Origin of the sequence: Streptococcus humanilactis (genome assembly GCF_019448275.1) — a bacterium.
GTDB lineage: Bacteria > Bacillota > Bacilli > Lactobacillales > Streptococcaceae > Streptococcus > Streptococcus humanilactis.
Window position 1 is genome coordinate 666,730 of sequence record NZ_JAHXBZ010000001.1, and the last position, 23,659, is coordinate 690,388.

24 protein-coding genes and 2 pseudogenes are annotated in these 23,659 nt (G+C 39.3%); 4 read left to right on the top strand and 22 right to left on the bottom strand.

What is annotated here, in order from left to right; genetic code table 11:
- Nucleotides 1–130 precede the first annotated feature (130 nt).
- Together KV696_RS03175 and typA are read right to left on the bottom strand one after the other, a co-directional pair.
- Nucleotides 131–385, bottom strand: a complete 255-nt coding sequence (locus KV696_RS03175; RefSeq protein WP_000262673.1) for a DUF3165 family protein — start codon at nt 383–385, stop codon at nt 131–133.
- Nucleotides 386–404: 19 nt separating this feature from the next.
- Entirely contained in the window at nt 405–2,246 is a 1,842-nt protein-coding gene (gene typA, locus KV696_RS03180; RefSeq protein WP_000164111.1) for a translational GTPase TypA, read from the bottom strand.
- Nucleotides 2,247–2,407: 161 nt separating this feature from the next.
- Between typA and KV696_RS03185 the strand changes: the two genes are divergently transcribed.
- Entirely contained in the window at nt 2,408–3,133 is a 726-nt protein-coding gene (locus KV696_RS03185; protein ID WP_219966828.1) for a 16S rRNA pseudouridine(516) synthase, read from the top strand.
- 39 nt (nt 3,134–3,172) lie between these two features.
- Here the strand turns inward: KV696_RS03185 and KV696_RS03190 are convergent, their stop codons facing one another.
- The 3 genes from KV696_RS03190 to KV696_RS03200 form a co-directional block, all read right to left on the bottom strand.
- Nucleotides 3,173–3,400 carry a hypothetical protein gene (locus KV696_RS03190; RefSeq protein WP_173876389.1) on the bottom strand — a complete coding sequence of 76 codons (228 nt, stop codon included), beginning with the start codon at nt 3,398–3,400 and terminating at the stop codon, nt 3,173–3,175.
- A gap of 88 nt (nt 3,401–3,488) precedes the next feature.
- Complete coding sequence (locus tag KV696_RS03195; RefSeq protein WP_000259256.1) at nt 3,489–3,869, bottom strand: rhodanese-like domain-containing protein; 381 nt, start codon at nt 3,867–3,869, stop codon at nt 3,489–3,491.
- Nucleotides 3,869–4,138, bottom strand: a complete 270-nt coding sequence (locus KV696_RS03200) for a YqgQ family protein (RefSeq protein ID WP_000051787.1) — start codon at nt 4,136–4,138, stop codon at nt 3,869–3,871. The genes KV696_RS03195 and KV696_RS03200 overlap by 1 nt, the downstream gene beginning before the upstream one ends.
- 63 nt (nt 4,139–4,201) lie before the next feature.
- On the opposite strand from KV696_RS03200, the gene KV696_RS03205 reads away from it, so the two are divergent.
- Complete coding sequence (locus tag KV696_RS03205; protein ID WP_001222592.1) at nt 4,202–5,110, top strand: LysR family transcriptional regulator; 909 nt, start codon at nt 4,202–4,204, stop codon at nt 5,108–5,110.
- A gap of 105 nt (nt 5,111–5,215) precedes the next feature.
- On the opposite strand, the gene KV696_RS03210 is transcribed toward KV696_RS03205, so the two are convergent.
- The 8 genes and pseudogenes from KV696_RS03210 to KV696_RS10335 all read right to left on the bottom strand — a co-directional run.
- Nucleotides 5,216–6,412, bottom strand: a complete 1,197-nt coding sequence (locus tag KV696_RS03210; RefSeq protein ID WP_004249311.1) for a hypothetical protein — start codon at nt 6,410–6,412, stop codon at nt 5,216–5,218.
- Nucleotides 6,413–6,444: 32 nt separating this feature from the next.
- Nucleotides 6,445–6,654: a hypothetical protein gene (locus tag KV696_RS09990; RefSeq protein ID WP_258318544.1), complete on the bottom strand. Its 210-nt coding sequence runs from the start codon at nt 6,652–6,654 to the stop codon at nt 6,445–6,447.
- 18 nt (nt 6,655–6,672) lie between these two features.
- Complete coding sequence (locus KV696_RS03215; protein ID WP_258318545.1) at nt 6,673–7,527, bottom strand: hypothetical protein; 855 nt, start codon at nt 7,525–7,527, stop codon at nt 6,673–6,675.
- 71 nt (nt 7,528–7,598) lie between these two features.
- Nucleotides 7,599–8,012: a hypothetical protein gene (locus KV696_RS03220; protein WP_000669444.1), complete on the bottom strand. Its 414-nt coding sequence runs from the start codon at nt 8,010–8,012 to the stop codon at nt 7,599–7,601.
- Between the two features lie 73 nt (nt 8,013–8,085).
- Entirely contained in the window at nt 8,086–8,460 is a 375-nt protein-coding gene (locus KV696_RS03225) for a hypothetical protein (protein ID WP_000432464.1), read from the bottom strand.
- Between the two features lie 16 nt (nt 8,461–8,476).
- Nucleotides 8,477–9,451 (bottom strand): PspC-like choline-binding domain-containing protein, encoded by a 975-nt coding sequence (locus KV696_RS03230; RefSeq protein ID WP_000791275.1) that lies wholly within the window; start codon nt 9,449–9,451, stop codon nt 8,477–8,479.
- Nucleotides 9,452–9,475: 24 nt separating this feature from the next.
- Nucleotides 9,476–9,997 (bottom strand): annotated as a pseudogene (locus tag KV696_RS09995) (hypothetical protein); the annotation flags it as partial.
- A gap of 525 nt (nt 9,998–10,522) precedes the next feature.
- Nucleotides 10,523–12,448: pseudogene (locus KV696_RS10335) on the bottom strand (SEC10/PgrA surface exclusion domain-containing protein); the annotation flags it as partial.
- Nucleotides 12,449–12,718: 270 nt separating this feature from the next.
- Here KV696_RS10335 and KV696_RS03240 point away from each other — a divergent pair.
- On the top strand, nt 12,719–13,624 hold the full coding sequence (locus KV696_RS03240; RefSeq protein ID WP_000429573.1) for a helix-turn-helix domain-containing protein: 906 nt from the start codon (nt 12,719–12,721) through the stop codon (nt 13,622–13,624).
- Nucleotides 13,625–13,661: 37 nt separating this feature from the next.
- Here KV696_RS03240 and KV696_RS03245 read toward each other — a convergent pair whose 3' ends face one another.
- The 5 genes from KV696_RS03245 to miaA are packed head-to-tail and all read right to left on the bottom strand — an operon-like array spanning nt 13,662 to nt 18,113.
- On the bottom strand, nt 13,662–14,417 hold the full coding sequence (locus KV696_RS03245) for an SDR family NAD(P)-dependent oxidoreductase (RefSeq protein WP_000104115.1): 756 nt from the start codon (nt 14,415–14,417) through the stop codon (nt 13,662–13,664).
- 20 nt (nt 14,418–14,437) lie between these two features.
- Nucleotides 14,438–15,367, bottom strand: coding sequence for a ribonuclease Z (rnz, locus tag KV696_RS03250; RefSeq protein WP_153192085.1), 930 nt, complete (start codon nt 15,365–15,367; stop codon nt 14,438–14,440).
- Nucleotides 15,368–15,381: 14 nt separating this feature from the next.
- Nucleotides 15,382–16,005 (bottom strand): cystathionine beta-lyase, encoded by a 624-nt coding sequence (locus KV696_RS03255; protein ID WP_219966829.1) that lies wholly within the window; start codon nt 16,003–16,005, stop codon nt 15,382–15,384.
- Nucleotides 15,998–17,236: a GTPase HflX gene (gene hflX, locus KV696_RS03260; protein WP_219966830.1), complete on the bottom strand. Its 1,239-nt coding sequence runs from the start codon at nt 17,234–17,236 to the stop codon at nt 15,998–16,000. The genes KV696_RS03255 and hflX overlap by 8 nt, the downstream gene beginning before the upstream one ends.
- The gene (gene miaA / locus KV696_RS03265; protein WP_219966831.1) at nt 17,229–18,113 is read right to left on the bottom strand and encodes a tRNA (adenosine(37)-N6)-dimethylallyltransferase MiaA; all 885 of its coding nucleotides are present in this window, start codon (nt 18,111–18,113) and stop codon (nt 17,229–17,231) included. Before miaA ends, hflX begins: the two co-directional genes overlap by 8 nt.
- Before the next feature lie 120 nt (nt 18,114–18,233).
- Between miaA and KV696_RS03270 the strand changes: the two genes are divergently transcribed.
- Nucleotides 18,234–18,404, top strand: coding sequence for a DUF3042 family protein (locus KV696_RS03270; RefSeq protein WP_001051777.1), 171 nt, complete (start codon nt 18,234–18,236; stop codon nt 18,402–18,404).
- A 213-nt stretch (nt 18,405–18,617) separates the two neighbouring features.
- On the opposite strand, the gene KV696_RS03275 is transcribed toward KV696_RS03270, so the two are convergent.
- The 4 genes from KV696_RS03275 to pabB form a co-directional block, all read right to left on the bottom strand.
- Entirely contained in the window at nt 18,618–19,457 is an 840-nt protein-coding gene (locus KV696_RS03275) for a thymidylate synthase (protein WP_219966832.1), read from the bottom strand.
- A gap of 97 nt (nt 19,458–19,554) precedes the next feature.
- The gene (locus KV696_RS03280) at nt 19,555–20,514 is read right to left on the bottom strand and encodes an ROK family glucokinase (RefSeq protein WP_000078563.1); all 960 of its coding nucleotides are present in this window, start codon (nt 20,512–20,514) and stop codon (nt 19,555–19,557) included.
- Nucleotides 20,515–20,639: 125 nt separating this feature from the next.
- Nucleotides 20,640–21,785, bottom strand: a complete 1,146-nt coding sequence (locus tag KV696_RS03285) for an Ltp family lipoprotein (RefSeq protein WP_219966833.1) — start codon at nt 21,783–21,785, stop codon at nt 20,640–20,642.
- A 108-nt stretch (nt 21,786–21,893) separates the two neighbouring features.
- Nucleotides 21,894–23,612, bottom strand: coding sequence for an aminodeoxychorismate synthase component I (gene pabB, locus KV696_RS03290; RefSeq protein ID WP_219966834.1), 1,719 nt, complete (start codon nt 23,610–23,612; stop codon nt 21,894–21,896).
- Nucleotides 23,613–23,659 lie beyond the last annotated feature (47 nt).

Below are 23,659 nucleotides of genomic sequence, written 5' to 3' on the forward strand. Positions count from 1 at the left end.
AGATGACATTAGCGGATTTTATTCCAGTTTCCGCCTTTATACTTTACAAGCAAAAGAGATGATGTTATAGTAAAAGGCAATTCAAACTATTGTAAAATTTCTACAAAAAAAGAGAGCCAAAACTCTCTTTTTATCTTCTTTTACTTTTACTGACCGACATGAGGGTAATATCTCGCAAGCTAAAGTATGCTAGGAAAAGCATAGCGATTGCGATGAAGAATTCTGTCGGTAGCTGAAAGATTTGCAGGACAGACAACATGAGCAAAATCAAGAGTGCTACGAAAGCAAAGACGACAAGGACGATATTGACTGTCCCTTTAATGCTTTCTGGTGTCGCAAATACATAGAGTAGTAATAAGAGGAGTCCTATGATTAAATAAACCATCTTTATCTCTTTCTAGCTCTTATTCAGCTGATTTTTTCTTCTTGTTAGCTTTCTCACGCTCTGCTTTGTTAAGGATTTGTTTACGCAAACGGATAGACTCAGGCGTTACTTCCATGTACTCATCGTCGTTCAAGAACTCAAGAGACTCTTCAAGTGTCAAGATACGAGGTGTCTTGATAACAGCTGTTTGGTCCTTAGTAGCTGAACGAACGTTAGTCATTTGTTTTGCCTTAGTGATGTTAACTGTCAAGTCATTTTCACGAGAGTTTTCACCGATGATCATTCCTTCATAAACCTCAGTACCTGGGTTGACAAAGATTGTACCACGTTCTTCGATAGACATGATTGAGTAAGTTGTAGCCTTACCAGCATCGATAGAAACAAGGGCACCACGGTGACGTCCACCAATTTCCCCTGGAATCAATGGCAAGTATTGGTCGAAGGTATGGTTCATGATACCGTAACCACGAGTCATTGACAAGAACTCAGTTGAGTATCCAATCAAACCACGCGCTGGAACAAGGAAGACCAAACGAGTTTGACCATTACCAGTTGAAATCATATCCAACATTTCACCTTTACGTTCAGAAAGGCTTTGGATAACAGACCCTTGGTATTCTTCTGGAGTGTCGATTTGTACACGCTCAAATGGCTCACATTTAACACCGTCGATTTCTTTTACGATAACCTCTGGACGAGATACTTGAAGTTCATATCCCTCACGACGCATTGTTTCGATAAGGATTGACAAGTGCAATTCTCCACGTCCTGAAACAGTCCATTTATCTGGTGAATCAGTTGGGTCAACACGAAGGGAAACGTCTGTTTGCAATTCTGCCTGCAAGCGTTCTTCCACCTTACGAGAAGTCACCCATTTACCTTCTTTACCAGCAAATGGTGAGTTGTTGACCAAGAAAGTCATTTGAAGAGTTGGCTCATCGATGTGTAGGATTGGAAGAGCTTCTACTGCATCTGTCGGAGTAATGGTTTCACCGACAAAGATATCTTCCATACCAGAAACGGCAATCAAGTCACCCGCTTTAGCTTCTTGGATTTCACGACGTTCCAAACCAAAGAAACCGAAGAGTTTTGTAACACGGAAGTTTTTAGTTGTGCCGTCAAGTTTAGAAAGGGTAACTTGGTCCCCAACCTTAACAGTACCACGGAAGACACGACCGATACCGATACGTCCAACGAAGTCATTGTAGTCCAAAAGTGACACTTGGAACTGCAAAGGCTCATCTGAGTTATCTACTGGAGCAGGGATATGGTCGATAATCGTGTCAAAGATTGGTGCCATAGTAGCTTCTTGGTCAGCTGGATCATCTGACAATGAAGAAGTTCCGTTGATAGCTGAAGCATACACTACTGGGAAATCAAGCTGGTCATCATCTGCACCAAGCTCGATGAAAAGTTCCAAGACTTCGTCCACTACTTCAGCTGGACGAGCTGATGGTTTATCGATTTTGTTAACAACCACGATTGGGACAAGGTCTTGTTCCAAAGCTTTTTTCAATACGAAACGAGTCTGTGGCATGGTTCCTTCGTAGGCATCTACGACCAAGACAACACCGTCAACCATTTTCATGATACGCTCAACTTCTCCACCGAAGTCCGCGTGTCCTGGTGTGTCCATGATGTTGATACGAGTTCCGTTGTAGGCAACGGCTGTATTTTTAGCAAGGATGGTAATTCCACGCTCTTTTTCGATATCGTTTGAGTCCATAGCACGCTCAGCCAATTCAGTACGTGCATCAAGCGTTTCTGATTGTTTCAATAGTTCGTCAACGAGGGTTGTTTTCCCGTGGTCAACGTGGGCGATAATCGCAATGTTACGGATATCTTCTCTTAATTTTGTCATGATTTCCTCTATAATATTCAAAATTTATTTTCTAACTGAACGATTATACCATAATTTCAGGTAAATAACATAACTCAAGCAAGTGTAAATGTTTTCACTATGCTTTTCTTTTCACGTCAAGCCTTTTCAAAGCAAGCGACTTATGATAAGATAGGCACAGTATGCGTTTAGATAATTTATTAGCCCAAGAAAAAGTTAGCCGAAAGGCCATGAAGCAAGCACTCCTCAAAGGGGAAATTCTCGTCGATGGTTGCCCAGCCCGCTCCCTAGCCCAAAATATCGATACAGGACTACAGGAACTCCTTTTTCAGGACCAAATCATTCAAGGCTATGAGCACACCTATCTTATGCTTCATAAGCCTACTGGTGTCGTTACAGCCAACAAAGACAAGAAACTTCCAACCGTCATGGACCTCCTTCCGCCTGACATCCAGTCTGACAAGCTCTATGCCGTCGGCCGACTGGACCGAGATACAACAGGACTCCTTCTCTTGACCGATAACGGTCCCTTGGGCTTTCAGCTCCTCCATCCTCAGTATCATGTTGATAAAACCTACCAAGTTGAGGTTAATGGACTTCTGACACCTGACCATATCCAAACCTTTCAAAAAGGAATTGTCTTTTTAGATGGCACTATCTGTAAACCTGCAAAACTAGAGATTCTATCTGCAAGTCTTTCCCACAGCCAAGCCTCTATCACCATTTCAGAAGGAAAATTTCATCAAATCAAGAAAATGTTCCTCTCAGTTGGTGTCAAGGTGACCTCACTCAAACGAGTTCAATTCGGTGATTTTACATTAGACCCAGAACTAGCAGAAGGTCAATGCCGTCCTTTGAATCCAGAGGAATTGGAAATCATTAAAAATCACTTAGAGAAAAGTGGATAAAAGAAAAAAGCTTTATGTTAAAAGCTTTTTGTTTATTGCTTATCTAAAAAATACTGCGACGGCTACAATCCAGTTAAGTACAGAAACCACAAGTCCTACGATGTTGAGAATTTTTTCTGTTTTATAGTCTAGTCCAGATTCTTTTTGGTATGAAAAAGCCAAGACCAATCCTATGATCCCCAAAATCAGGCCTACAATTGGAAATAACAAACCAAGAATAATCGACAAAATACCCACAAAAAGTGGATTTTTCTTCTTTTCTTTCATGTTCTAAGAACTCCTTAAATTTTATACAAATTAATTATACTATAAAACAATAGCTTCATCCTATCATTCGACTAATTTGGAAATAAGGTTAGCTAGTCTTCACTTTCCCTTTCCAAGAATCCAAGCCATAAGAAAGGATATAAATCTCAGAAAAACCTTGTTTTTTCAAATAAAGGGCTGCATTTGTCACACGTTGCGCACGTTGGTTTTCGTAAAGAAGGACAGGTTTATCTTTACGAAGGGCTGCAAGACTAGTTTTCAACTGACTTGAAGGAATATTGCGGGCCCCAAGGATATGTTTTCTGTGGAATTCTGCTGGGTCGCGCAAATCAATCAATTGACCCGTACGAATCAAGGCTTCAAACTCCTCATTGTCTACAATTTTAGCCGCACGGCGAATACGAAGATAGTTAAAGCCCATCCACGCCAACATTGCTAGTATAAGTGCCCACAAAATCCAAGTAACCATTAGTTCTTTTCTCCATTTTTCTCAATATAATCCAATTCTACCTTGTGCTCTCTGCGAAGAACCGCTTCTGCTTCTAGATAGTCTAATTTGTCCATCAACCCTGCATCGTAAATCCGAGAGAGCTCCAACTTCATCAGTTCAATATCATATAAGCGTTTTCCCATGTAAACAATAATACCAAATCGTTTGAGGAATTGCTGCACATCATAGAATGTTTTCATAAGACTCATTCTAGCAAAATTTTGTGTTTTTTTCAAGAAGAGACTCACACAATGCTCTTGATTTTCCTATCTTCTTTGGCGATTCTGACGCAAGTGTGGTACAATAAAAACATGAGAATTCAACAATTACATTATATTATCAAAATCGTCGAAACTGGCTCCATGAATGAGGCAGCCAAGCAACTCTTTATCACTCAGCCGAGTCTTTCCAATGCTGTGAGAGATTTGGAAAATGAAATGGGCATTGAAATCTTTATTCGTAATCCTAAGGGTATCACCTTGACCCGTGATGGGATGGAGTTCCTCTCTTATGCCCGTCAGGTTGTCGAGCAGACCCAGCTTCTGGAGGAACGTTATAAAAATCCTGTCGCCCACCGCGAACTCTTTAGCGTTTCGTCTCAACACTATGCCTTTGTGGTTAACGCCTTTGTATCGCTACTTAAGAAAAGTGATATGGAGAAATACGAGCTCTTCCTTCGTGAAACTCGGACTTGGGAAATTATCGACGACGTCAAGAACTTCCGTAGTGAGGTCGGTGTCCTCTTTTTGAACAGCTACAACCGTGATGTTTTAACCAAGATGCTGGATGACAATCACCTGCTGGCTCACCATCTCTTCACAGCGCAACCTCATATCTTTGTCAGCAAGACCAACCCTCTGGCAAAGAAAGACAAGGTGAAACTGTCTGATTTGGAAAACTTCCCTTACCTCAGCTATGACCAAGGGACGCATAACTCCTTCTACTTTTCAGAAGAGATCCTTTCCCAAGAGCACCACAAAAAATCCATCGTGGTTAGTGACCGTGCCACCCTCTTTAATCTCTTGATTGGTTTGGATGGTTATACCATTGCGACAGGGATTTTGAACAGCAACCTCAACGGAGACAATATCGTTTCTATCCCATTGGATATTGATGACCCCATTGAGCTGGTCTATATCCAGCATGAAAAAACCAGCCTATCTAAGATGGGCGAACGCTTTATCGACTATCTACTAGAAGAAGTCCAGTTTGATAGTTGAGAAATCACTCTAAATAAAATAACCTAAAAACCTCAAGAACTAGCTTTCAACCCTAGTTCTTGAGGTTTTTTATCTAATAGTAAATCATAAGGATTTTATAAAATCTTATTTTTTAAACAAAAATATAGCAAGGATTAAAACAAGAACGAGTCCAGCTCCTGCAACAATGGCAAACACTGGAATGTTTCCGAATAGTTTTTGTTCTGGCTTTATCTCCTCACTACTGTCTTGAGTTGATTCTGGCACTGTATCTCCTTGTTTCGCTACTTCTTGCTCTGATTTTTTCTCTATTTTCTTAGGACCATAATTTGGATTTACAAAAGTTGCGAGCATGGTGGGCTTAGAATAGTCTTCCTCTCCTTCTTTGACTAACCATGACGCATTATATAAATTCCGTCCTTCCAATACCAGCCCAAAATCAATTCGCTCACCAGGAAGCAAAACTGCTCCTAAACCTACACTAAAAAAGAAAGCTTCTCCGTCATTTTTCTCTTTTAAGACAATAAATCCGTTCTCACTCACTTTTTTTAGTCGAGATAATTTTCCTTTAATATCTCCATCTTTAAAGGTTCCAGTGTAGTTTCCATCTTCTCCTAAAATGAGTGATGAAGCTCTACCAGGTTTAGTACCATTATTAGGTTCTTTATTAATCCAAGTACCCACTAATTCGGATGGGAGAGGAATTTCATCACCAATTTTAGCATCAACAAGGGGCTTGGGCATAGGGGGATTAGGATCCATATTATCTCCAACAATCGGGAGATTTAGAGAAGTATATTCAATAGTTGAGGTATCTATTTTTGTTTTAGAATCAAGATTTAACTCGCTTAGATCACCTTCTCCTGCTCTAAATTCACCTTTTTTAATTAAACTTGCCTCCTTATTTTCTTTAGAAAGTTGGAACAATCTATATGACATAATCCCTGGAGCACTTTCGAACACCATAATACTACCATCTGTGTAGGTATCAATAACTGTCCCCATTCTAAGACTTGTATCCCAAAATCTATCAAATAATGGAGTGGGAGTATTACCATTCATATAATATACTTCAAACAGTTCCCATTTTTCACCATTGGTCAAACCGATTAATAATTCATCCGTCCCATTTTTGTCAATATCCTTCAAAGCGTAACCAAGTCTATTAATATTATTTTCAAATAGATGTTTACTCTCCCACTTCTCAGTGATTTGTGGCAATAGTTGGTTGTTGTCAGTACTGTCAGCTTGGGCTGAATTCACTAGTGAAAACAAACCACAAAGTAAACCCAGACAGGTCATCATGTTTATAATTTTCTTCATATTATTTCTAATTTTAATTTCACTTATATAAATCAATAAATATTATTTTGATGGTAATGATTATGCGTATGGTAATGATTTTCTTGAACATGTAAATTTCTCAAGTAATCAACTGCTTCTTCTGTATTTCTACGGATTCCATCTAACTGCTGTAATTGCAAAGTTTGAACATAATTGTTATATCTTAATGCTTGAAGCATTTTCTTAGTATCAATATATTGTTCTCTTTGTAACTGTAGCATTTCTTTCTGATAGTTCAACTATAATTCTTTATATTTTGTTTCATCATATAAATTTACAAGTTCCTTCATATTATCAGCTTTGAAATTTTCTAAAGCTCCGATAAAAAATTCTATAGCTTCTATGAAATAGTAATCTTTGGGATACCATCCACTACCAAAAGCCACTAGAGCTCCTGCAGCTTCTTGCATCTCTATTTCACACTGCTGTTGCTCTTGCTTAATTTCTTGTTCATGTCTAATCTGTCTATCATAATCAGACTGTCTCATGCCTGAATTTTTAATGAGTTGTTTATTATCATCATCAATTAGCGTATTAATGAAATCAACCCATTTAGGATACCAAATTTTACCTAAAATAGAAGTTAAATAAAGCATTCCTAAGGCTATAATTGAAAAAAATATACCTTCAAATAAGTTAAAACTTATTAACCCTATTATTGCAAAAAATATTATCCTAAGAGGTGCAGCTAATAACATGACTAAAATAATCCCTGTCCATATATTTAACCATTTTTCTGTTTTTCGACGTATCTTTTTTTGAAGATAAAAAATTAAAATTGCTGTTGCTGCCAAATACATAACAAGTTCAAGAAGATTACCGTCACCAAACCAAAACATTAGTAGAAATTTAGCTAGATTTCCCAAAGCACCAAACAGAACTACATAAAATGATTGCCTCATCATTTTCTCTATTTTGTTAGATGAATTACTTTCTAATAAATTTTGTAATTGAGCTTGTATTTGCTTAGCTTTCCTTCTATCATTTTCTAACTTCATCTTATAGTTTTGCTTTTGATAAATATAATCTATACCTCTATGTAGATTATATAAATTTTCTAATAATACTGATTTTTCTTCCACTTCATTCTCCATCTTTTTTCTATTTTACTAAAAACCTGCCATTACTATCACATTCATCCCAACTACTACTGAAAGAAAGTTATTTAATGAATCTGTTTACTAGTAGTCTTATCACCTTTTATGACCATTATTGCTGCAAAAATATTTATCAAAACACAGACATAATATAGAATCGCTCCAAAACCTAAATCCGATCTTCCAACCAATTCTTTTGTTATTGAAAAATGAACAAAAATTCCAAATAAACTTACTAGAATAACTATAATAGATGTAATAATTTGAAGCACCCTTCCTTTTCCAATTACTAAAGACAATAAAAAAGTAATCACAAATGCACCATACCAAATCAAAAATAAATACCATAATGGTGCATCTAAATATTCTGAAACATGTTCACTTAATGGAGGTATAAACTGATTACCCGATGAAACAACTGGCAATAAGAAAGTAATCAATCCTACTAAACTAGCTATAGTTATTAATTTTTTAAATTTCATTCATATTCTCCCTATATACAATTTCTTACCCCAGTAACTTTTAGGGTACTGAGGTAAGCTTTTAATGTGTAGTCTATTTTACTCGGTTAAAGGTTTGATCTGGCTCTTGAAGATAAAGTTCCTTATCTTTTAACATATATTTTGTTTTTCCTAAATTTCTTCCTTTAGTGTCTGTGATTGTCAATTCTTTCTTTTGTTTATCAATTTTCACTAGTCTTTGTTCTTTGTCTCCGTCTGAATCCTCAGAGGTGACGGTCCCAGCATTTCCTTTAATCACCATGACTAAATGATCACGTTTTGTTAAAATTTCATAAGTTCCATCTAAGGGATCAGTCGTTAATTTCTTTATTCCAAAAATTAACACTAGTGCAATTACAACTAAACCTGCAATGCTCTCCTTACGTTTGGTTTCAAATAAGCTTTTTAATTTACCAATTACATTTTCCATATTGAACTCTAATTCCTTATTTTACCCACTTACCTGAGCCATCTACTTTGTAGCCATCTGGGGTACGTTCGTTGACTGCCATCTTACCATTCGATTTGAGGTAGTAGTCACCTACCCATTGGTTACGAGCATAGCTTCCTTCTGACGTTAGGTAATAGTAAGATTGGTAGCTACTATCATAAATCCACTCACTCTTGGCCATTTTACCATCTGATTTAAGGTAGTAACTTCCAGCCCAGGTATTACGTGCATAGCTACCCTCTGCTGTCAAGTAATAGTATGATTTATAGTTATTGTCATAAATCCACTCGCTCTTAGCCATGTAGCCACCTGATTTGAGGTAATAACTTCCTGACCAAGCATTTTGAACAAAGTTACCTGAAGCATTTAGGTAGAAGTAAGAATTGTACTGAACATCAAAAATCCATTGATTGACTACTTTAACACCAGCTTTATAGTAAGAAGAACCTGACCAACCAGTCTGACCTGAGTTAGAGCTAGTGGTTTGTTTTGGAGCTTCAGTAGCTTTGGGTGCTTCTACTTTCTTAATAGGATAGTATTCCTTATCTGATATTCTAAAAATTTCTGAACGTCCAAAATAACGTTTTCCAAAATCATCTACACTATATATATCTAAATAATAATTGCCATCCTCTACTAGAAGTAAATTAATACCCGACTGTAATCTATTCTTGCCATCAAATTTACCAAAATAATGCGATTCAGTCAAAGTTCCAGTACTCTCATTAACTATATCAAAATAGAGAGAAGTACTATCATTAACGTTGGAACTTCTTTGTAGGTCAACTAAAAGAGTAGCTGATGTAGAACCTCCCGCTGTCGGTATTAAGGTGATTTTCAAGGGATTTTGAGTATCCTTGACACTCATATCTGTTAAAGCATGAACCTCCATTGGTTTAGAAGTCATAAGACCCACTGATAACAACGAACCTGCTAATAAAGAACTAACTAATATTTTTTTATTTTTCATGATTTCAAATTCCTTTTCTCATCCTTATCCTACCCACTCACCGTTGGTATTGACTGTATAGCCATCTGGTGTAGTGGTGTTTACTGCTAAAGCTCCTGAACTATAGGCGTAGTACCATTTACCAGAAACTTTAAACCATCCTGTTGTCATAGCACCTGACTTGTCAAGATAGTACCATGAACCATTATCTTTTACCCATCCTGTAGCCATTGAGCCTGAGTTATTCAAGTAATACCATGTACCGTTATCTTTTATCCAACCTGTAGCTATTGATCCTGACTTGTTCAAGTAATACCATGTACCGTTATCTTTTACCCATCCTGTAGCCATTAAACCTGACTTGTTAAGGTAATACCATGTACCATTATCTTTTACCCATCCTGTAGCCATTGAACCTGAGTTGTTCAAGTAATACCATGAGCTACCAGTTTTGACCCAGCCAGTTTTCATCCAACCTGCGTGATCAAAGTAGTACCATTTATCCTTTATTTGTTCCCAACCGTTGGTTGTATATGAACCATCAGCATGTTTGTACCACCAACGACCAGATGATTCAATCCAGTTACCAGCTTGTGAGTCTTCTACTTTCTTGAGTTCTGTATCTGTTTTCTTCTTCGCTTGTTTCCCTGCAAGATACTCCAGATACCAATCTGATAAATTGTAGTCATCCTTGCTTTCAGCCTTAACCAACTTATCAAACTCTTCTTGGATTTCAGCTAGTTTAGCTTGTTCAGCTTTCAATTTAGCTGTAACTGTGTCCAATTTATCTTGTGCCAATTTTGCAGTAGATTTTGCTTGAGTCAATTTTGCTTCTAAATCAGCTACTTTTGCTTGTGCATCTGCAAGATTTTTATCTGCGTTTAGATAAGCACTCAATTCAGTTGCAATTGCTTTCGCATCTGACACCAATTGGTCTTTTTCTGCATGGAGCTTCGCTTGTTCAGCTTGAAGTGCAGTCAACTTGTTTTCTTCAGCTTGCAATTTTGCTTGCGCACTTGTAAGAGCAGTTTCAGCATCTTTTTGTTCATTTTTAGCTGTAGCTAGTTCAGCTTTAGCTGTTTCAAGAGCAGTTTGTTTTTCTGCTTGGCTTCTTGAGAAGTTTTCAACAGCTTTTTCAGCAGTTGCTTTACGTTCTTGTGCATTTGTCAAAGCAAGGTTTGCCAATTGCAAGTTCTTTTCAGCAACTTCTGTTTGAAGTGGAGTATTTGATGTACTTGCTAATTCTTTTTCAGCTTCTGTTTTAGCGTCAAGTGCAGAAGCATATTTGCGTGAAGCTTCTGCTAATTCTGCTTTAGCATTTGTAAGAGCAGTTTGAGCTTGGCTGTTTTGTTTTTGTGCTTCAGCTAGTTTTGCTTCAAGTTGGGCAAGTTCATTTGATTTAGAAACTGGAGTTCCTTCATTTGAAAATGCTACAATCATACGATGTTGACCATTGATATTAGCTACATCAATCCCAATATATTTTGCAAAGTTTAGGTTTGCACGAAGGTGTCCCCATCTGTATCTTTCATTTGAAACAGCATTATCAAGATATGTTGTGAACATTAAAGTGTTATAGACGGCTTGTTTTAATTCATACATATTTGAAATATCAGAGTTCATGAAGGAAATGTTTTCAACAGCATTTGCTACGTGACCATGAACAACTGGGTCTAATCCACGTTTTTCATATTTTTCAGCTTGTGTTGACGCTAAAGTGACAGCTTCTTTAGTTGTTCCTGTTTCTGATTGTACGTTAAATGAATTTTTAAATGCATTTCTGATTTGTTTCAATCCATTGACGTAAAATTCTGAGATTTCAAGTTTTTGAGCATCTGTCAAATTGTTAATATCAACTGGACGATTTAGATCAGCATTGTCATATTTAACGTTAGCATTTGATTGTTTAACAATGTTAGCAGAAGCTTGAAGAATGATACGACGTAAATCTTTTTTAATTGATTCATTTGTAGTTGCGTCATCTAATTTGACTAGCTGTGCGAATGTTACAACATTTGAAGACACACCAGCTGATTTTAATACATCTGCTGAAAATCCATTATACACATTTGATGGAATAGTGAATGTTGGATTTGGAATGTTCATTCCTTCAGATTTATTTAACTTAGCTTTTTCCGCATCCAATGCAGTTTGCGCTTCTTTTTCTTTAGAGGCTGTAGCATCTGCTTTTTCTTGGATAGATTCCACTTTATTTTGGTCGGCGTCCATCATTTCTTTAGCTAGTTTCAAGGCATCGTTTTTGACGTTCACATTGTTTGTAGCTTGTTTGATGGCGTCTGCGCGGTTGCTATCTGCTTTTTTAGCGGTTTCGACAGCTGTTGTTGCGCTTGAAATATTGGCATTGGCTTGTTCAATATCTTTTTCAGCTTGGGCAAGTGAAGCTTTTGCTTCGCCAAGTCCTGAACCATTTAGCGCGTCTTCAGCTGATTTTACATTAGCTTCTTTAGCGGTTACTGTTTTATCCGCTTCAGCTTTCTTACTTGTTGCGCTTGCAACGTTAGCTGTTTCAGTTGCTACAGTTTCAGTTTGTGCTTTAATCGCTTCAGTAGACGCTTCAGTTGCTTTTTGATTGGCTTCTTGAGCTTTTACATTAGCGTCTTGTTTAGCTTTTGTAGCAGTGATATTTTCTTCTGTAGCATTGGCTTTAACAGCTTCCGCTGACTTCAAGTCCTCTTTAGCGCTTGTCAAAGCAGTTTCAGTGGTTGTAACAGCATGGTTAGCAGAAGTAGCTTCAGCTTTTGCTGTTTCACTTTCAGCTTCAACTTGTTTAACAGTAGACGCTTGAGCATCAAGAGCAGGTTTGACATCAGAAGATTTCTTCACTTCTGGTTTTGCATCAGCTACAGGTTTTGAAACAAGAGCTGGTTCATTGACGGCAGTTACAGTATTTGCATCAACTGGTGCTGAAACAGTTGCTTCTTGAGCAAATGCAGGCACACCAACAGACGCAAGCGCAATAGCTGTTGAAGTTGTGAGGGTTTTCAGTTTCTTCATCATTTTCTCCTTTAATGACTGATAGAATAGGATTGAGTGGTAAGTCAATCCTTGTTATACTAGTATAACAAGCTTACTTTATTTTCCATTCTTTCCCTTATCATACCATAATAGATATTTAAATTTTTCGGCATTTAAACTATAGTTTCAATGTTATTTAAAAAATCCAAAAATAGCATAGAATTCTAATATTTTGTAACTATAGTTTTCTTTTCTCTATTTTTTCTCTAAATTTTTGTATAATAGTTTTAGAAGTATGTAAGGAGATTATTTATGGAAAATCTATACCCATTTGGAGCTACATTTAAGTATCTGCGCGAAGCACGAGGACTCAGCCTAAAGGAAGCCGCCTCAGATATCGTATCACCACAGTTCCTAAGTCAATTTGAAAAAGGAGACAAAGGAATTTCACTTGAAAACTTTGCCAAACTGTTAATTGTTATCGGAGTGGAATGGAATGATTTTGTTCTAGCCTATGCAAATAAAGGTGGAGACTGCTTAGAATTACCTGCTATTGAATTTGGCAAGCATGTGGTCCATGAAGAAGATATTCTCACTTACATTGAAGAATACGAAAAATTATTTGATGTCTATCTAAAAGACAATTCACTTCAAGCAGAGATGATTTTTAAATCAATCAAATTAAGACATTATCCAACCATATCAAAGAGTCCAGAAACTGTTGCCAGAATTCAAAACATTATCAATCATTTAATGAAATCGGATGTCTTTAATAGTATCGAACTTGAAATTTATCGCGTCATCGTCAATCATTCTCCTATGGAACTTATTGACCATATGAGCAAACAATTACTACTTATGTACAAAGAAAGTGCTAATACTGACACCTACATCCGTATTTTAAATGCTCTCACTTTCTCCGTAAAATATTTCTCTGAACTGGGTTACTATCAAAAGGCTGATGATATTATTAAAAAAATTAAATCACTTCAGACCTTCGAACGAGGCTACCTGGCTATTCCCCTCATGTTCCTAGAAGTTGAACATGTTTACAATCAATTTAGATGGAATAAACCTGAGGCTATTCCCTTAGCAAAAAATTTATTTAATTATCTTCAAAGCGCAAAATTTATTGATCAGCAATACTACTCTAATTTTATCAACGCCTTCACTTATCATTGCCATGCATTAAATAAGACTGGAATTGATTTATTCTAATCATCAAAAAAGTTGCTCCATTTTAGGAACAACTTTTTTATTTATAATTAAAAGTTTCCCCTGCCAACTTATCAGCTAGCTTGGGAAAGAGACTATAAAACTTATGGGCTAGGTTCAATAAAACAGGAAGATTGAGGTCTCGTTTATTTTTTCCTATAATCTTGACAATCTTTCTAGCCACTGCATCTGGTTCTAGCAGGAAGCGGTCAACCGACTTGAGATAGGTTCCATCTGGATCGGCCTGGTCAAAAAATCCTGTTCGGATTGGTCCTGGATTGACCGTTGTCACATAGACTCCATAGGGCATAAGTTCGAGGCGCAGAGCATTTGAAAAACCAATGGCCGCAAACTTGGTCGCTGAGTAGAGACTGGACTTGCCAGTAGCTATTAGACCTGCCATACTGACGATATTGATGATATGGCCTTTTCGACTTTCCTTCATTCGAGCCGCAAGGCGACGAGATAGATTCATCAGAGCAAAAGTATTGACCTCGAACATCTGGTGAATATCTTGGTCAGAAATCTGGTCAAATTCCTCAAAAATCCCGTAACCAGCGTTGTTTATTAAAACATCAATCTTGCCATAGCGGAGATAGAGGTCAGTTACCAGAGTTTCTAAGGCTGAATCATCGGTAATATCGATTTCAATCAATTCTGCACAGGGATGATTTCTGTAGATTTGGACTAATTTTTCCTTATTTCGACCAAGCAAGATGAGTTGGTCATTTTGCAAGAGTTTGACCATCTCTTGTGCTAGGCCACCGCTAGCTCCTGTAATGAGAATAGTAGACATACTGTTCCTTTCTCAAGTTTTTAGATTTCCACTTCTTCCAAGTCTTTGACCACATGGACATTTTCAAAGACACTAGCAGCGTCTTTTTTGAGCTTGCTGATATCTTTTGAGAGGAAACGGGCACTGATATGGTTGAGTAAGAGGCGTTTTGCACCTGCTTCTACTGCTACTTGTGCAGCTTGCATGTTAGTAGAGTGGCCATGGTTACGAGCAATTTTTTCATCACCCTTGCCATAAGTCGATTCATGGACTAGGACATCGGCATTGATAGCTAGACGCACACTGGCATTGGTTTTGCGGGTGTCACCCAGAATAGTGATAATTTTACCTGGACGTGGAGCTGAGATATAGTCTGCTGCCTTGATTTCAGTTCCGTCTTCCAAAACAACGTCCTGACCGTTTTTAATTTTTCCAAAAAGTGGGCCAAATGGGACACCTGCCGCCTTGAGTTTTTCAGCATCCAGCGTTCCTTCCAAGTCCTTTTGCATGACACGATAGCCAACACAGAAAATAGTATGATCCAGCTCCTCTGCATACACAGTGAATTTATCGGTCTCAAGGATTTTTCCTAAAGAATCTTGGTCAAACTCATGAAAATGAATACGATAAGGCAGGCGCGAACCTGACACACGAAGGCTGGTTAAGACAAAGGACTTGATTCCTTGAGGTCCATAGATTTCCAAATCTGTCTGCTCTTCATTGGCCTGAAAAGCACGGCTAGAAAGGAAACCCGGTAATCCAAAGATGTGGTCTCCATGTAGGTGAGTAATAAAGATTTTGCTGACCTTACGTGGTCGAATTGTGGTTTCCAGAATGCGATTTTGCGTACCTTCTCCACAGTCAAAGAGCCAGACTTCGTTAATCTCATCCAAGAGTTTCAGGGCGAGACTTGAAACGTTGCGGGCTTTAGAGGGCTGACCTGCCCCCGTTCCTAAAAATTGAATATCCATTCGATACTTTCTAATTAATCAATATATAACATGGCTGTGCGGTTTTCCGATCGGAAATAGCGCTTGCCAGAAAAAGCAGTGGCTTCTTGCAATAAATCCTCTTGGCTGTAGCCTTTGAGACGCTTACGACCGTCAGCCAAGATTTCCAAATCAGTCAAAGCTGTAAGACTTTCCACGCTAACAATTTCCTCGTCCTCGACAGCCTTCATGTAAATCTTGCCAGACTCCTCAAAGACCAGCTGATGGGGAAAAATTTGCGCAATTTCAAAGAGCAAGTCATCTGAAATCTTCTCTTCATTCTCAGAGAAAATTCGACCCAGACCCTCACTCTCATAACAAAAACCAAAGGATTTACCAGACAGGTTAAGGCGAATAAAAGGCTTATTTTCTAGGGTGAAACTTGGCTCAGTATTGTAAAGATTCAGTTCTTGACTGAGTTCCGCAAAATAATCCGTCGCAGCCTCAGGACTCTTTTTCTGGTATAGCTCTGCAAAGTAAGCATTGACCACGCTGGGCGGAGGTGTGATCAGTACCAACTGCTCCTGCTCTGTCTTGCCAGCTAGAAGTTGATCCAGATAGACCTTATCCAGACTTGTATAGCCCCCATATTTTAGAGCCAACGTTTTAATATCAGTCATAAAATTCCTCTAACCTCCATTTGTTTTTCTCAGAAATGTAGCCTGTAATCACTTCGCCGTCTTCCTGATAATCACGTTCTTCCAGAATTGCAACACTTTCTAAATCATGAATCTTGTAGGACTTTGAAAAAGGCACTCGCAAGGTAAATCTCTCAAAAATCTCCTTGATTTTCTCTAAAAATAGTGCCTGCAAGTTCTCACGACTATCCTCAGACTTGGCAGAAATCAGGGAATAAGGCGTCTGAGTAGGTGTAAAATCCTCCACCAAATCCGCTTTATTATAAAGGGTCAGGCGAGGAATATCCTCCATGTCCAAGTCTTTCATAATGGAAAGAACTGTTTTTTCATGCTCCTCGTGGTAAGGATTGCTGGCGTCGATAACATGAACCAGAAGGTCCACATGCTTGCTTTCCTCCAAGGTTGACTTAAAACTAGATACCAACTCTGTAGGCAAATCTTGGATAAAGCCAACTGTATCTGTCAAAGTTACTTGAAGATTGCCCCCCAGATGGATACTCTTAGTCGTCGCGTCCAGAGTCGCAAAGAGCTCGTCAGCCTCATACTGGGTCTTACTGGTCAAGGTGTTCATGATAGTTGATTTCCCAGCATTGGTATAACCAATCAAACCAATCTTAAAGGTGCTGGACTCCAGACGTTTTTCTCTGACAGTCGCCCGATTTTTCTCAACCACCTTGAGCTGACGCTCGATATCTGTGATTTGGTTGCGAACGCTACGACGGTTCAGCTCCAGCTGGCTTTCACCAGGTCCACGGGAACCAATTCCCCCTGCCTGACGGCTGAGCATAATTCCCTGACCAACCAAGCGGGGCAAGAGATATTTGAGCTGGGCTAGGTGGACTTGGAGTTTCCCTTCATGGCTTCGAGCCCGCATGGCAAAGATATCCAAAATCAACTGCATACGGTCAATGACCTTGACACCGAGAACTTCTTCTAGATTGACATTTTGCCGTGGAGTCAAGCGGTTGTTGACAATGACAGTGGTAATTTCTTCTGCATCCACCATGAGCGCAATCTCTTCCAACTTACCAGAGCCGACGAAGGTCTTGGAATCATACTTTTCACGTTTTTGTCTGTAGCTATCTACAACGACTGCACCAGCTGTCTTGGCTAGACTGGCTAATTCTTCCATGGAGAGGTCAAAATTGTCCATACCCTGCAATTCCACACCAATGAGCAGGACCCGCTCCTCTTTTTTTTCCGTATCAATCATCTAAAAACTCCTCTATCTGGCTTAAAATGCGGTCTTGTACACCAGATTCTCCAATCTGATAAAAGGTGACCTGCATGCGATTACGGAACCAGGTCAACTGACGCTTGGCAAAACGGCGGGTCGCCTGTTTGAGACTCTCACTAGCTTCATCCAGAGTCTGCTCTCCACGGAAATAAGGAAAGAGTTCCTTATAGCCAATACCTTTAGCAGCCTGCACATCAGGGTAATGGTCAAAAAGCCACTTGGCCTCATCCAAAAGTCCAGCCTCAAACATCAAATCCACGCGGTGATTGATACGTTCATATAATTGACTGCGCTCATCATCCAAGCAGATAATCAATGGTTCATACAAGGTCTCTTGATTTTCCAAATCCTGACCAAAATGGGCAATTTCCAAGGCACGCATAGCACGACGACGATTAAACTGGGGAATTTCAAGACCTGCTTGCTCCACCAAATGGGCTAATTCCTCATCTGTATAAGGATCCAAACTATCCCTATAGGCCAAAATCTCCTCATGAGGTGTCTCCCCACCCAGGTGGTAACCTTCTAGCAAGCTCTGGATATAAAGTCCAGTACCACCAGCAATAATAGCTAGCTTGCCACGACTGTGAATGTCCTCAATAGCCATCTTAGCTTCTGAAACAAAATCAAAAGCCGAGTAAGACTCGGTTACCTCTCTAACATCGATTAAATGATGAGGAACAGCTGCCTGCTCTTCTGGACTAGCCTTGGCCGTCCCAATATCAAGTCCTCGATAGACTTGCTGGCTATCTCCACTAACCACTTCGCCATTAAAACGCTTGGCCACTTCAATGGCAAGGGCTGTTTTTCCAACGGCAGTCGGTCCAACAATCACAATTATTTTTGTTTTCATCTTTTTTCCTTGAAAAATTCCCATTTTTTCGTTACTATTATTATAACACAAAAAGGTCAGTCAGAAAAATGTGACCTCTTGAAGAGGCTGACTGATTGAGAATATAAAGGAGGAAGACTCATGGCTAAAGGATTCGCTAAAGGTCTTGTAACAGGTGTCGCAGGAACTGTCGCTGCACTTGCAGGCGCGGTATACGCATTTAAAAAGAAAGTAATCGAACCAGAAGAGCAAAAAGCAGCTTTCATCGAAGAAAACCGTAAAAAAGCAGCTCGCCGCCGCGTATCACGTTAAGAAACAAAAGAAGTTGGGATTCATTGTCTCAACTTCTTTTTCTATTCTTTTATACTCAATGAAAATCAAAGAGCAAACTAGGAAGCTAGCCACAGATTGCTCAAAGCACTGTTTTGAGATTGTGGATAGAACTGACGAAGTCAGCTCAATACATGGTTTTGAGGTTGTAGATGAAGCGACGATGACGTGGTTTGAAGAGATTTTCGAAAAGTATTAAATTGCTAGGTCAAACTTCAACTGTGGCTTGACAGGGTCATAATCCACCAACTCAAAATCTTCTGCTTTAATATCAAAGAAATTGGTCTTATCTGGCACATTCAATACCAAACGTGGTTGGCAGTTTGACGGCTCCCGACGAAGCAATTCCTCTGCTTGTTCAAATTGATTATCATAGATATGGAGGTTATTGATAAAATAGAAGAACTTCCCAACCTTCCAGCCAAAATGCTTGGCAATCATCATCTGCAAAGCCACATACTGCATAGCGTTGATATGGTGGGCCACCAACATATCATTCGAACGCTGAGTCAAGGTTGCATCCAGATAGATTTCTCCATCTACACGACGGACATCAAACATGGTCTGAAAGGCGCATGGGAGTAGCCCATCTGTCTCCTCAAAAGCTTGATAATCCCAGAGAGAGATAATATTGCGGCGGTTCCAAGGGTTGGCTTCCAACTGTTTGAGAAGCTTATTGATGATGTCGTGTTTCTTAACAACAGCACCATAGCGCTCACCGATGGTTCCTGTATCCCCCACTTCCCAGTCATTCCAGTAGTGAACATTGTACTTGTCATTGAGCACCTCTAGGCTATTTGACTGGTCTTGGTAAATCCAGAGCACTTCCTTGATGGCGGATTTGATGGCAATAGGACGCAAGGTTGTGATGGGGAATTCCCCCTTGGCCAAGTCATACTCTGCAAAGGCACCCGTTACGTACTTAGAGTTGGCAACTGTCCCATCCTTGTACTTGGGACGGGCCTGCTCAGAAAAGACACCGTCTTTGAGGATTCGTTCAATATTTTCTTTAAAAATAGTATCTGCTTTTGTCATTTACTCTCACCTCATTTATTGTCCTAACTAGTATAGCATAAAAAAAGAAAGGAGGAAAATCACTCGCTTCTGGAAAGCAATTTTCTCCTTTTTTATTTTACTGCAATACAAGTGATGCTGCTCCGATAACTCCAGCGTCATTTCCTAGAGTTGCAAGAGCCAATTTAGTGGATGTGCGTACTTGTGGGAAGCTATTTTCGTCGTAGACTTTTTGAACACCTTGTAGAAGGAATTCTCCCGCAGCTGATACACCACCACCGATAACGATTGTTGATGGGTTGAGGATTGAACCGATGTTGGCACAAGCGATTCCCAAGTAGCGTGAGAAGTTACGGTAAACGATCAAAGCAAGGTCGTCTCCTTCTTTTGCGAGATCAAAGACAGTCTTAGCAGTTACTTCTTCTCCGTTATCAATCAAGCGTTTCAAGGCTGCATCGCCTTCGTATTCATCGGCATAGCGACGAGTCAAGTTGACAATTCCTGTTGCTGAAGCAACTGTCTCAAGACAGCCTTTTTTACCACAGGTACATGCGATTGGTTGGTCAAAGTCAACAGTGATGTGGCCAAGCTCACCTGCTGCACCAGCAACACCGTGAAGCAATTTGCCTTCTGCGACGATACCGCCACCAACACCAGTACCGAGTGTCATAAAGACAACATCTGGTTGGTTATCACCAGCACCCATCCAGCGCTCACCAAGAGCCGCTACATTGGCATCATTATCGATGAAGAATGGAATACCCAAGGCTTTTTCAATTTTCTCTTTAATTGGTTGAAGGGTTTTCCAGTTGAGGTTGTAGGCACCGATAACAGTCCCTTTTTCACGGTCAACCACACCTGGTGATCCCATTCCAATTCCTTGGAAGTCCGCTGCTACCAATCCAAGCAAGTCCAAACGGTGTTGAATAGACTCAATCATATCATCAACGATATGACTTCCCTCATCCAAAATATTAGTCTTGATAGACCATTTTTCTTGGATTTCTCCTGCTGTTGTTAAGATTGCAAATTTGATAGAAGTTCCACCAAGGTCAATCCCAATAATCTTTTGACTCATCATATTCTCCTTTTTTATTATGAATTAATTGAAAATGCTTACAGATATAGTATAACAAAATTCACTCATTTATGCAAAGGTTTGCGTGAATGAATTATAAGGAATTTTTCGCCTACCAGTATCTGTTAGTCATCTAAATGATTAATTGCATAGTTAGCTTCTTCCTCTGTAAAGCCATCTATAAAAGAGGTCAATTGATTGATGAGACGAGACTTAGACATATTAAATAATTTTCTATAGTTTTTAGCATTAAATAAGGCATTATATTTATAATCGGCTTTTAAATGATCAACCGCATATTGAGCTGCATCATTTGAAAATTTATCAAAATCAGAAGTTAATTGTCTATACATACGTTTTTTTGACATGTGGAATAACGAATTATAACTTTTTGCCTTTCCTAAAGCAGCAGAATATTCACTATTGCTATCATTACTAGAAGAAGCTGTACTTGCTTGACCTTCCTTCCAAACTCCGTCAGCGCCAACATAATAACGTCCACCATCAACCCATTCATTGACAGCCATTTTACCATTCGATTTTAAATAGTAATTTCCTTGCCATGTACTATAAGCATAAGATCCATCTGATTTCAAGTAATACCAAGCTTGATAGGTAGCATCATAAACCCATTCACCTTTAGCCATTTTACCATCCGATTTCAAATAGTAGTTCCCTTGCCAAGCATTGCGAGCATAAGAACCACCTGATTTCAAGTAATACCAGGCTTGGTAAGAAGAGTCATAAACCCATTCACCTTTAGCCATTTTACCGTTTGATTTAAGGTAGTAAGCTCCTTGCCATGTACTGTAAGCATAAGATCCATCTGATTTCAAGTAATACCAAGCTTGATAAGAATCATCATAAATCCATTCGCTCTGGGCCATTTTTCCATCTGCTTTCAGATAATAACTTCCTTGCCAAGTATTTTTCACTGGGTTTCCATTTCCATCAAAGTAGTACCAAGCACCCTCCTGCTTAACCCAACCACTTGTTGTAGATGAAGTTGTGTTAGTTTGAGCCGCAGTTGCTTGTTTTGCTTTAAAGGCACCCTTAGGAGCATTTTTCAATTCGCAAGCCACACCATCATGATCGCGGTCTAACTTGGCAGAATAACCAGGATCCCCCTCATGAAGATCCGAATAGCCATTAGCCCAAGCTTCCATACAGCTAGAAAAATGGATGTTTTCTTCTGCTAAAACTGGTTGTGAAAACAAAGCCAAAACTGGCAATGTCGCCAGACTTATTTTTAAAAATAGACGTTTGTTCATCTTTTTCTCCCATAATTATGATATCGATTTCATGTTTATTTTATCAGATTTATTTCTTCAATTCAAGGAAAAATCAATCCTAGTTCTTATAACTTTTCATTACAATTTTTATTTTTGAATAAATAACTCATACAAGCCTCTCACTGCATTACAGCCGTAAATAGCTTCTGCTCGGGCTAAGTCTTTTAAGGTCAAGACTTTCTCTTCTACCTGTCCTGTTTCCAGCAAATGCTGACGATAAATCCCTGGCAAGATTCCCAGTCGGATAGGCGATGTATAGAGTTTCCCATCGATTTTCAGAACCAAATTTCCGATAGAGGTTTCAAGAAGTTCTCCTGCTACATTATGGTAAATGATTTCCTGTTTCCCTAGAGTCAAGTGTGGTCTATGAGTCGTTTTGAAATAGGTAAATGCTTGTTGCAAATTGGCTTCCTGAAGGCAAAGTTTGGCCTGGCAGAAATGTGGACTAAGAGGTGTTAAGATTTGTCGACTAAGTTCTATCTCTCCAGACTTACTGAAACTAATTCGCAAGCGATAATCTTGATTAGCATCACAAGCCTGACACCCTGCTTCAATCTTTTGTCTCAAAATTTCTGGATCAAAAGGATAGGCAAAATATCGACTAGCTTTTCTCAGTCTTTCCAAATGTTGATCTTCAAATAGCAAGCTCTTATGACTGATTTTTCCAGTTGTAATTATTTGGAAACGAGCTTGTTTACGATAGAGAACAGCTGCCTTTTGATGAACCTCACGGTATTCAGATTCCCAAGTGCTATCCCATGTAATGCCACCACCAACTCCATAGATGGCTTTCCCTTGATACAGTTGAATCGTTCGGATAGCAACATTAAAAATCCGTCGTCCATTTGGAAGCAAGAGACCAATCGTTCCACAGTAGACTCCGCGCGGTTGTGGCTCCAAGTCCTTAATGATTTCCATAGTCGCAATTTTTGGAGCGCCCGTTATGGAACCACAAGGAAAGAGTGAGCGGAAGATTTCAACAAGGTCAATGTTCTCTCGCAACTGACTCTTGATGGTTGAAGTCATCTGCCAGACAGTCGAATACTGTTCTACCTGGCAGAGACGCTCCACATGCTCACTCCCCACCTCAGAAATACGGTTCATATCATTGCGCAAGAGGTCCACAATCATCATATTTTCAGAGCGATTTTTAGGGTCATGTTCCAACCAACTGGCCTGTTCAAGATCTTCTTGGTCAGTTCCCCCACGCTGAGTCGTTCCCTTCATTGGTCGCGTAGTCAACTCACGATCATTTTGCTCAAAAAAGAGCTCTGGGCTCATGGAAATCACTGCCATCTCGTCATGTTCAACATAGGCATTGTAGCCCGCCTCCTGCTCTACCACCATACGATTGTAGATGGCAAAAGGATTGGCACTTAAATCTTGTTTTAGTTGGACGGTGTAGTTGACCTGATAGGTATCTCCCTGCCGCAAATTATGGTGAATCTGGGCAATCGCCTTTTCATAGTCTACTGCTGACGTTACTTCCTGCCAATTTGAAGGCAAATCAACCTCATCATAAGTCAGAGGAATAGGGGAGGTCTCCACCCTATCGTGAACAGTAAAGTAAAGCAAATACTCGTCCAGTAAAGGTGCCTTATGAACTGCTAATTTCTCCTCAAAAGCAGGTGCAGCCTCGTAGCTGACATAGCCCACCACATAGTAACCCTGCTCTTGGTAGCTTTCCACTTGTGCCAACAAGTCTGCCACTTCTGCTAAATCTCTGGTTTTTAACTCTTTGATAGGCTGGGTAAAGATGTATCTCTCTCCCAAAGCCCTAAAATCAATCACTGTTTTTCTATGCATATCTTAAGTATAGCACAAATTAAGAAAACCCTCATCCGCAAAGCAGA

Coding starts and splice junctions, on each gene's coding strand:
- KV696_RS03175 (WP_000262673.1), bottom strand. CDS start 385: ATGGTTTATTTAATCATAGGACTCCTCTTATTACTACTCTATGTATTT.
- typA (WP_000164111.1), bottom strand. CDS start 2,246: ATGACAAAATTAAGAGAAGATATCCGTAACATTGCGATTATCGCCCAC.
- KV696_RS03185 (WP_219966828.1), top strand. CDS start 2,408: ATGCGTTTAGATAATTTATTAGCCCAAGAAAAAGTTAGCCGAAAGGCC.
- KV696_RS03190 (WP_173876389.1), bottom strand. CDS start 3,400: ATGAAAGAAAAGAAGAAAAATCCACTTTTTGTGGGTATTTTGTCGATT.
- KV696_RS03195 (WP_000259256.1), bottom strand. CDS start 3,869: ATGGTTACTTGGATTTTGTGGGCACTTATACTAGCAATGTTGGCGTGG.
- KV696_RS03205 (WP_001222592.1), top strand. CDS start 4,202: ATGAGAATTCAACAATTACATTATATTATCAAAATCGTCGAAACTGGC.
- KV696_RS03210 (WP_004249311.1), bottom strand. CDS start 6,412: ATGAAGAAAATTATAAACATGATGACCTGTCTGGGTTTACTTTGTGGT.
- KV696_RS09990 (WP_258318544.1), bottom strand. CDS start 6,654: ATGCTACAGTTACAAAGAGAACAATATATTGATACTAAGAAAATGCTT.
- KV696_RS03215 (WP_258318545.1), bottom strand. CDS start 7,527: ATGGAGAATGAAGTGGAAGAAAAATCAGTATTATTAGAAAATTTATAT.
- KV696_RS03220 (WP_000669444.1), bottom strand. CDS start 8,012: ATGAAATTTAAAAAATTAATAACTATAGCTAGTTTAGTAGGATTGATT.
- KV696_RS03225 (WP_000432464.1), bottom strand. CDS start 8,460: ATGGAAAATGTAATTGGTAAATTAAAAAGCTTATTTGAAACCAAACGT.
- KV696_RS03230 (WP_000791275.1), bottom strand. CDS start 9,451: ATGAAAAATAAAAAAATATTAGTTAGTTCTTTATTAGCAGGTTCGTTG.
- KV696_RS03240 (WP_000429573.1), top strand. CDS start 12,719: ATGGAAAATCTATACCCATTTGGAGCTACATTTAAGTATCTGCGCGAA.
- KV696_RS03245 (WP_000104115.1), bottom strand. CDS start 14,417: ATGTCTACTATTCTCATTACAGGAGCTAGCGGTGGCCTAGCACAAGAG.
- rnz (WP_153192085.1), bottom strand. CDS start 15,367: ATGGATATTCAATTTTTAGGAACGGGGGCAGGTCAGCCCTCTAAAGCC.
- KV696_RS03255 (WP_219966829.1), bottom strand. CDS start 16,005: ATGACTGATATTAAAACGTTGGCTCTAAAATATGGGGGCTATACAAGT.
- hflX (WP_219966830.1), bottom strand. CDS start 17,236: ATGATTGATACGGAAAAAAAAGAGGAGCGGGTCCTGCTCATTGGTGTG.
- miaA (WP_219966831.1), bottom strand. CDS start 18,113: ATGAAAACAAAAATAATTGTGATTGTTGGACCGACTGCCGTTGGAAAA.
- KV696_RS03270 (WP_001051777.1), top strand. CDS start 18,234: ATGGCTAAAGGATTCGCTAAAGGTCTTGTAACAGGTGTCGCAGGAACT.
- KV696_RS03275 (WP_219966832.1), bottom strand. CDS start 19,457: ATGACAAAAGCAGATACTATTTTTAAAGAAAATATTGAACGAATCCTC.
- KV696_RS03280 (WP_000078563.1), bottom strand. CDS start 20,514: ATGAGTCAAAAGATTATTGGGATTGACCTTGGTGGAACTTCTATCAAA.
- KV696_RS03285 (WP_219966833.1), bottom strand. CDS start 21,785: ATGAACAAACGTCTATTTTTAAAAATAAGTCTGGCGACATTGCCAGTT.
- pabB (WP_219966834.1), bottom strand. CDS start 23,612: ATGCATAGAAAAACAGTGATTGATTTTAGGGCTTTGGGAGAGAGATAC.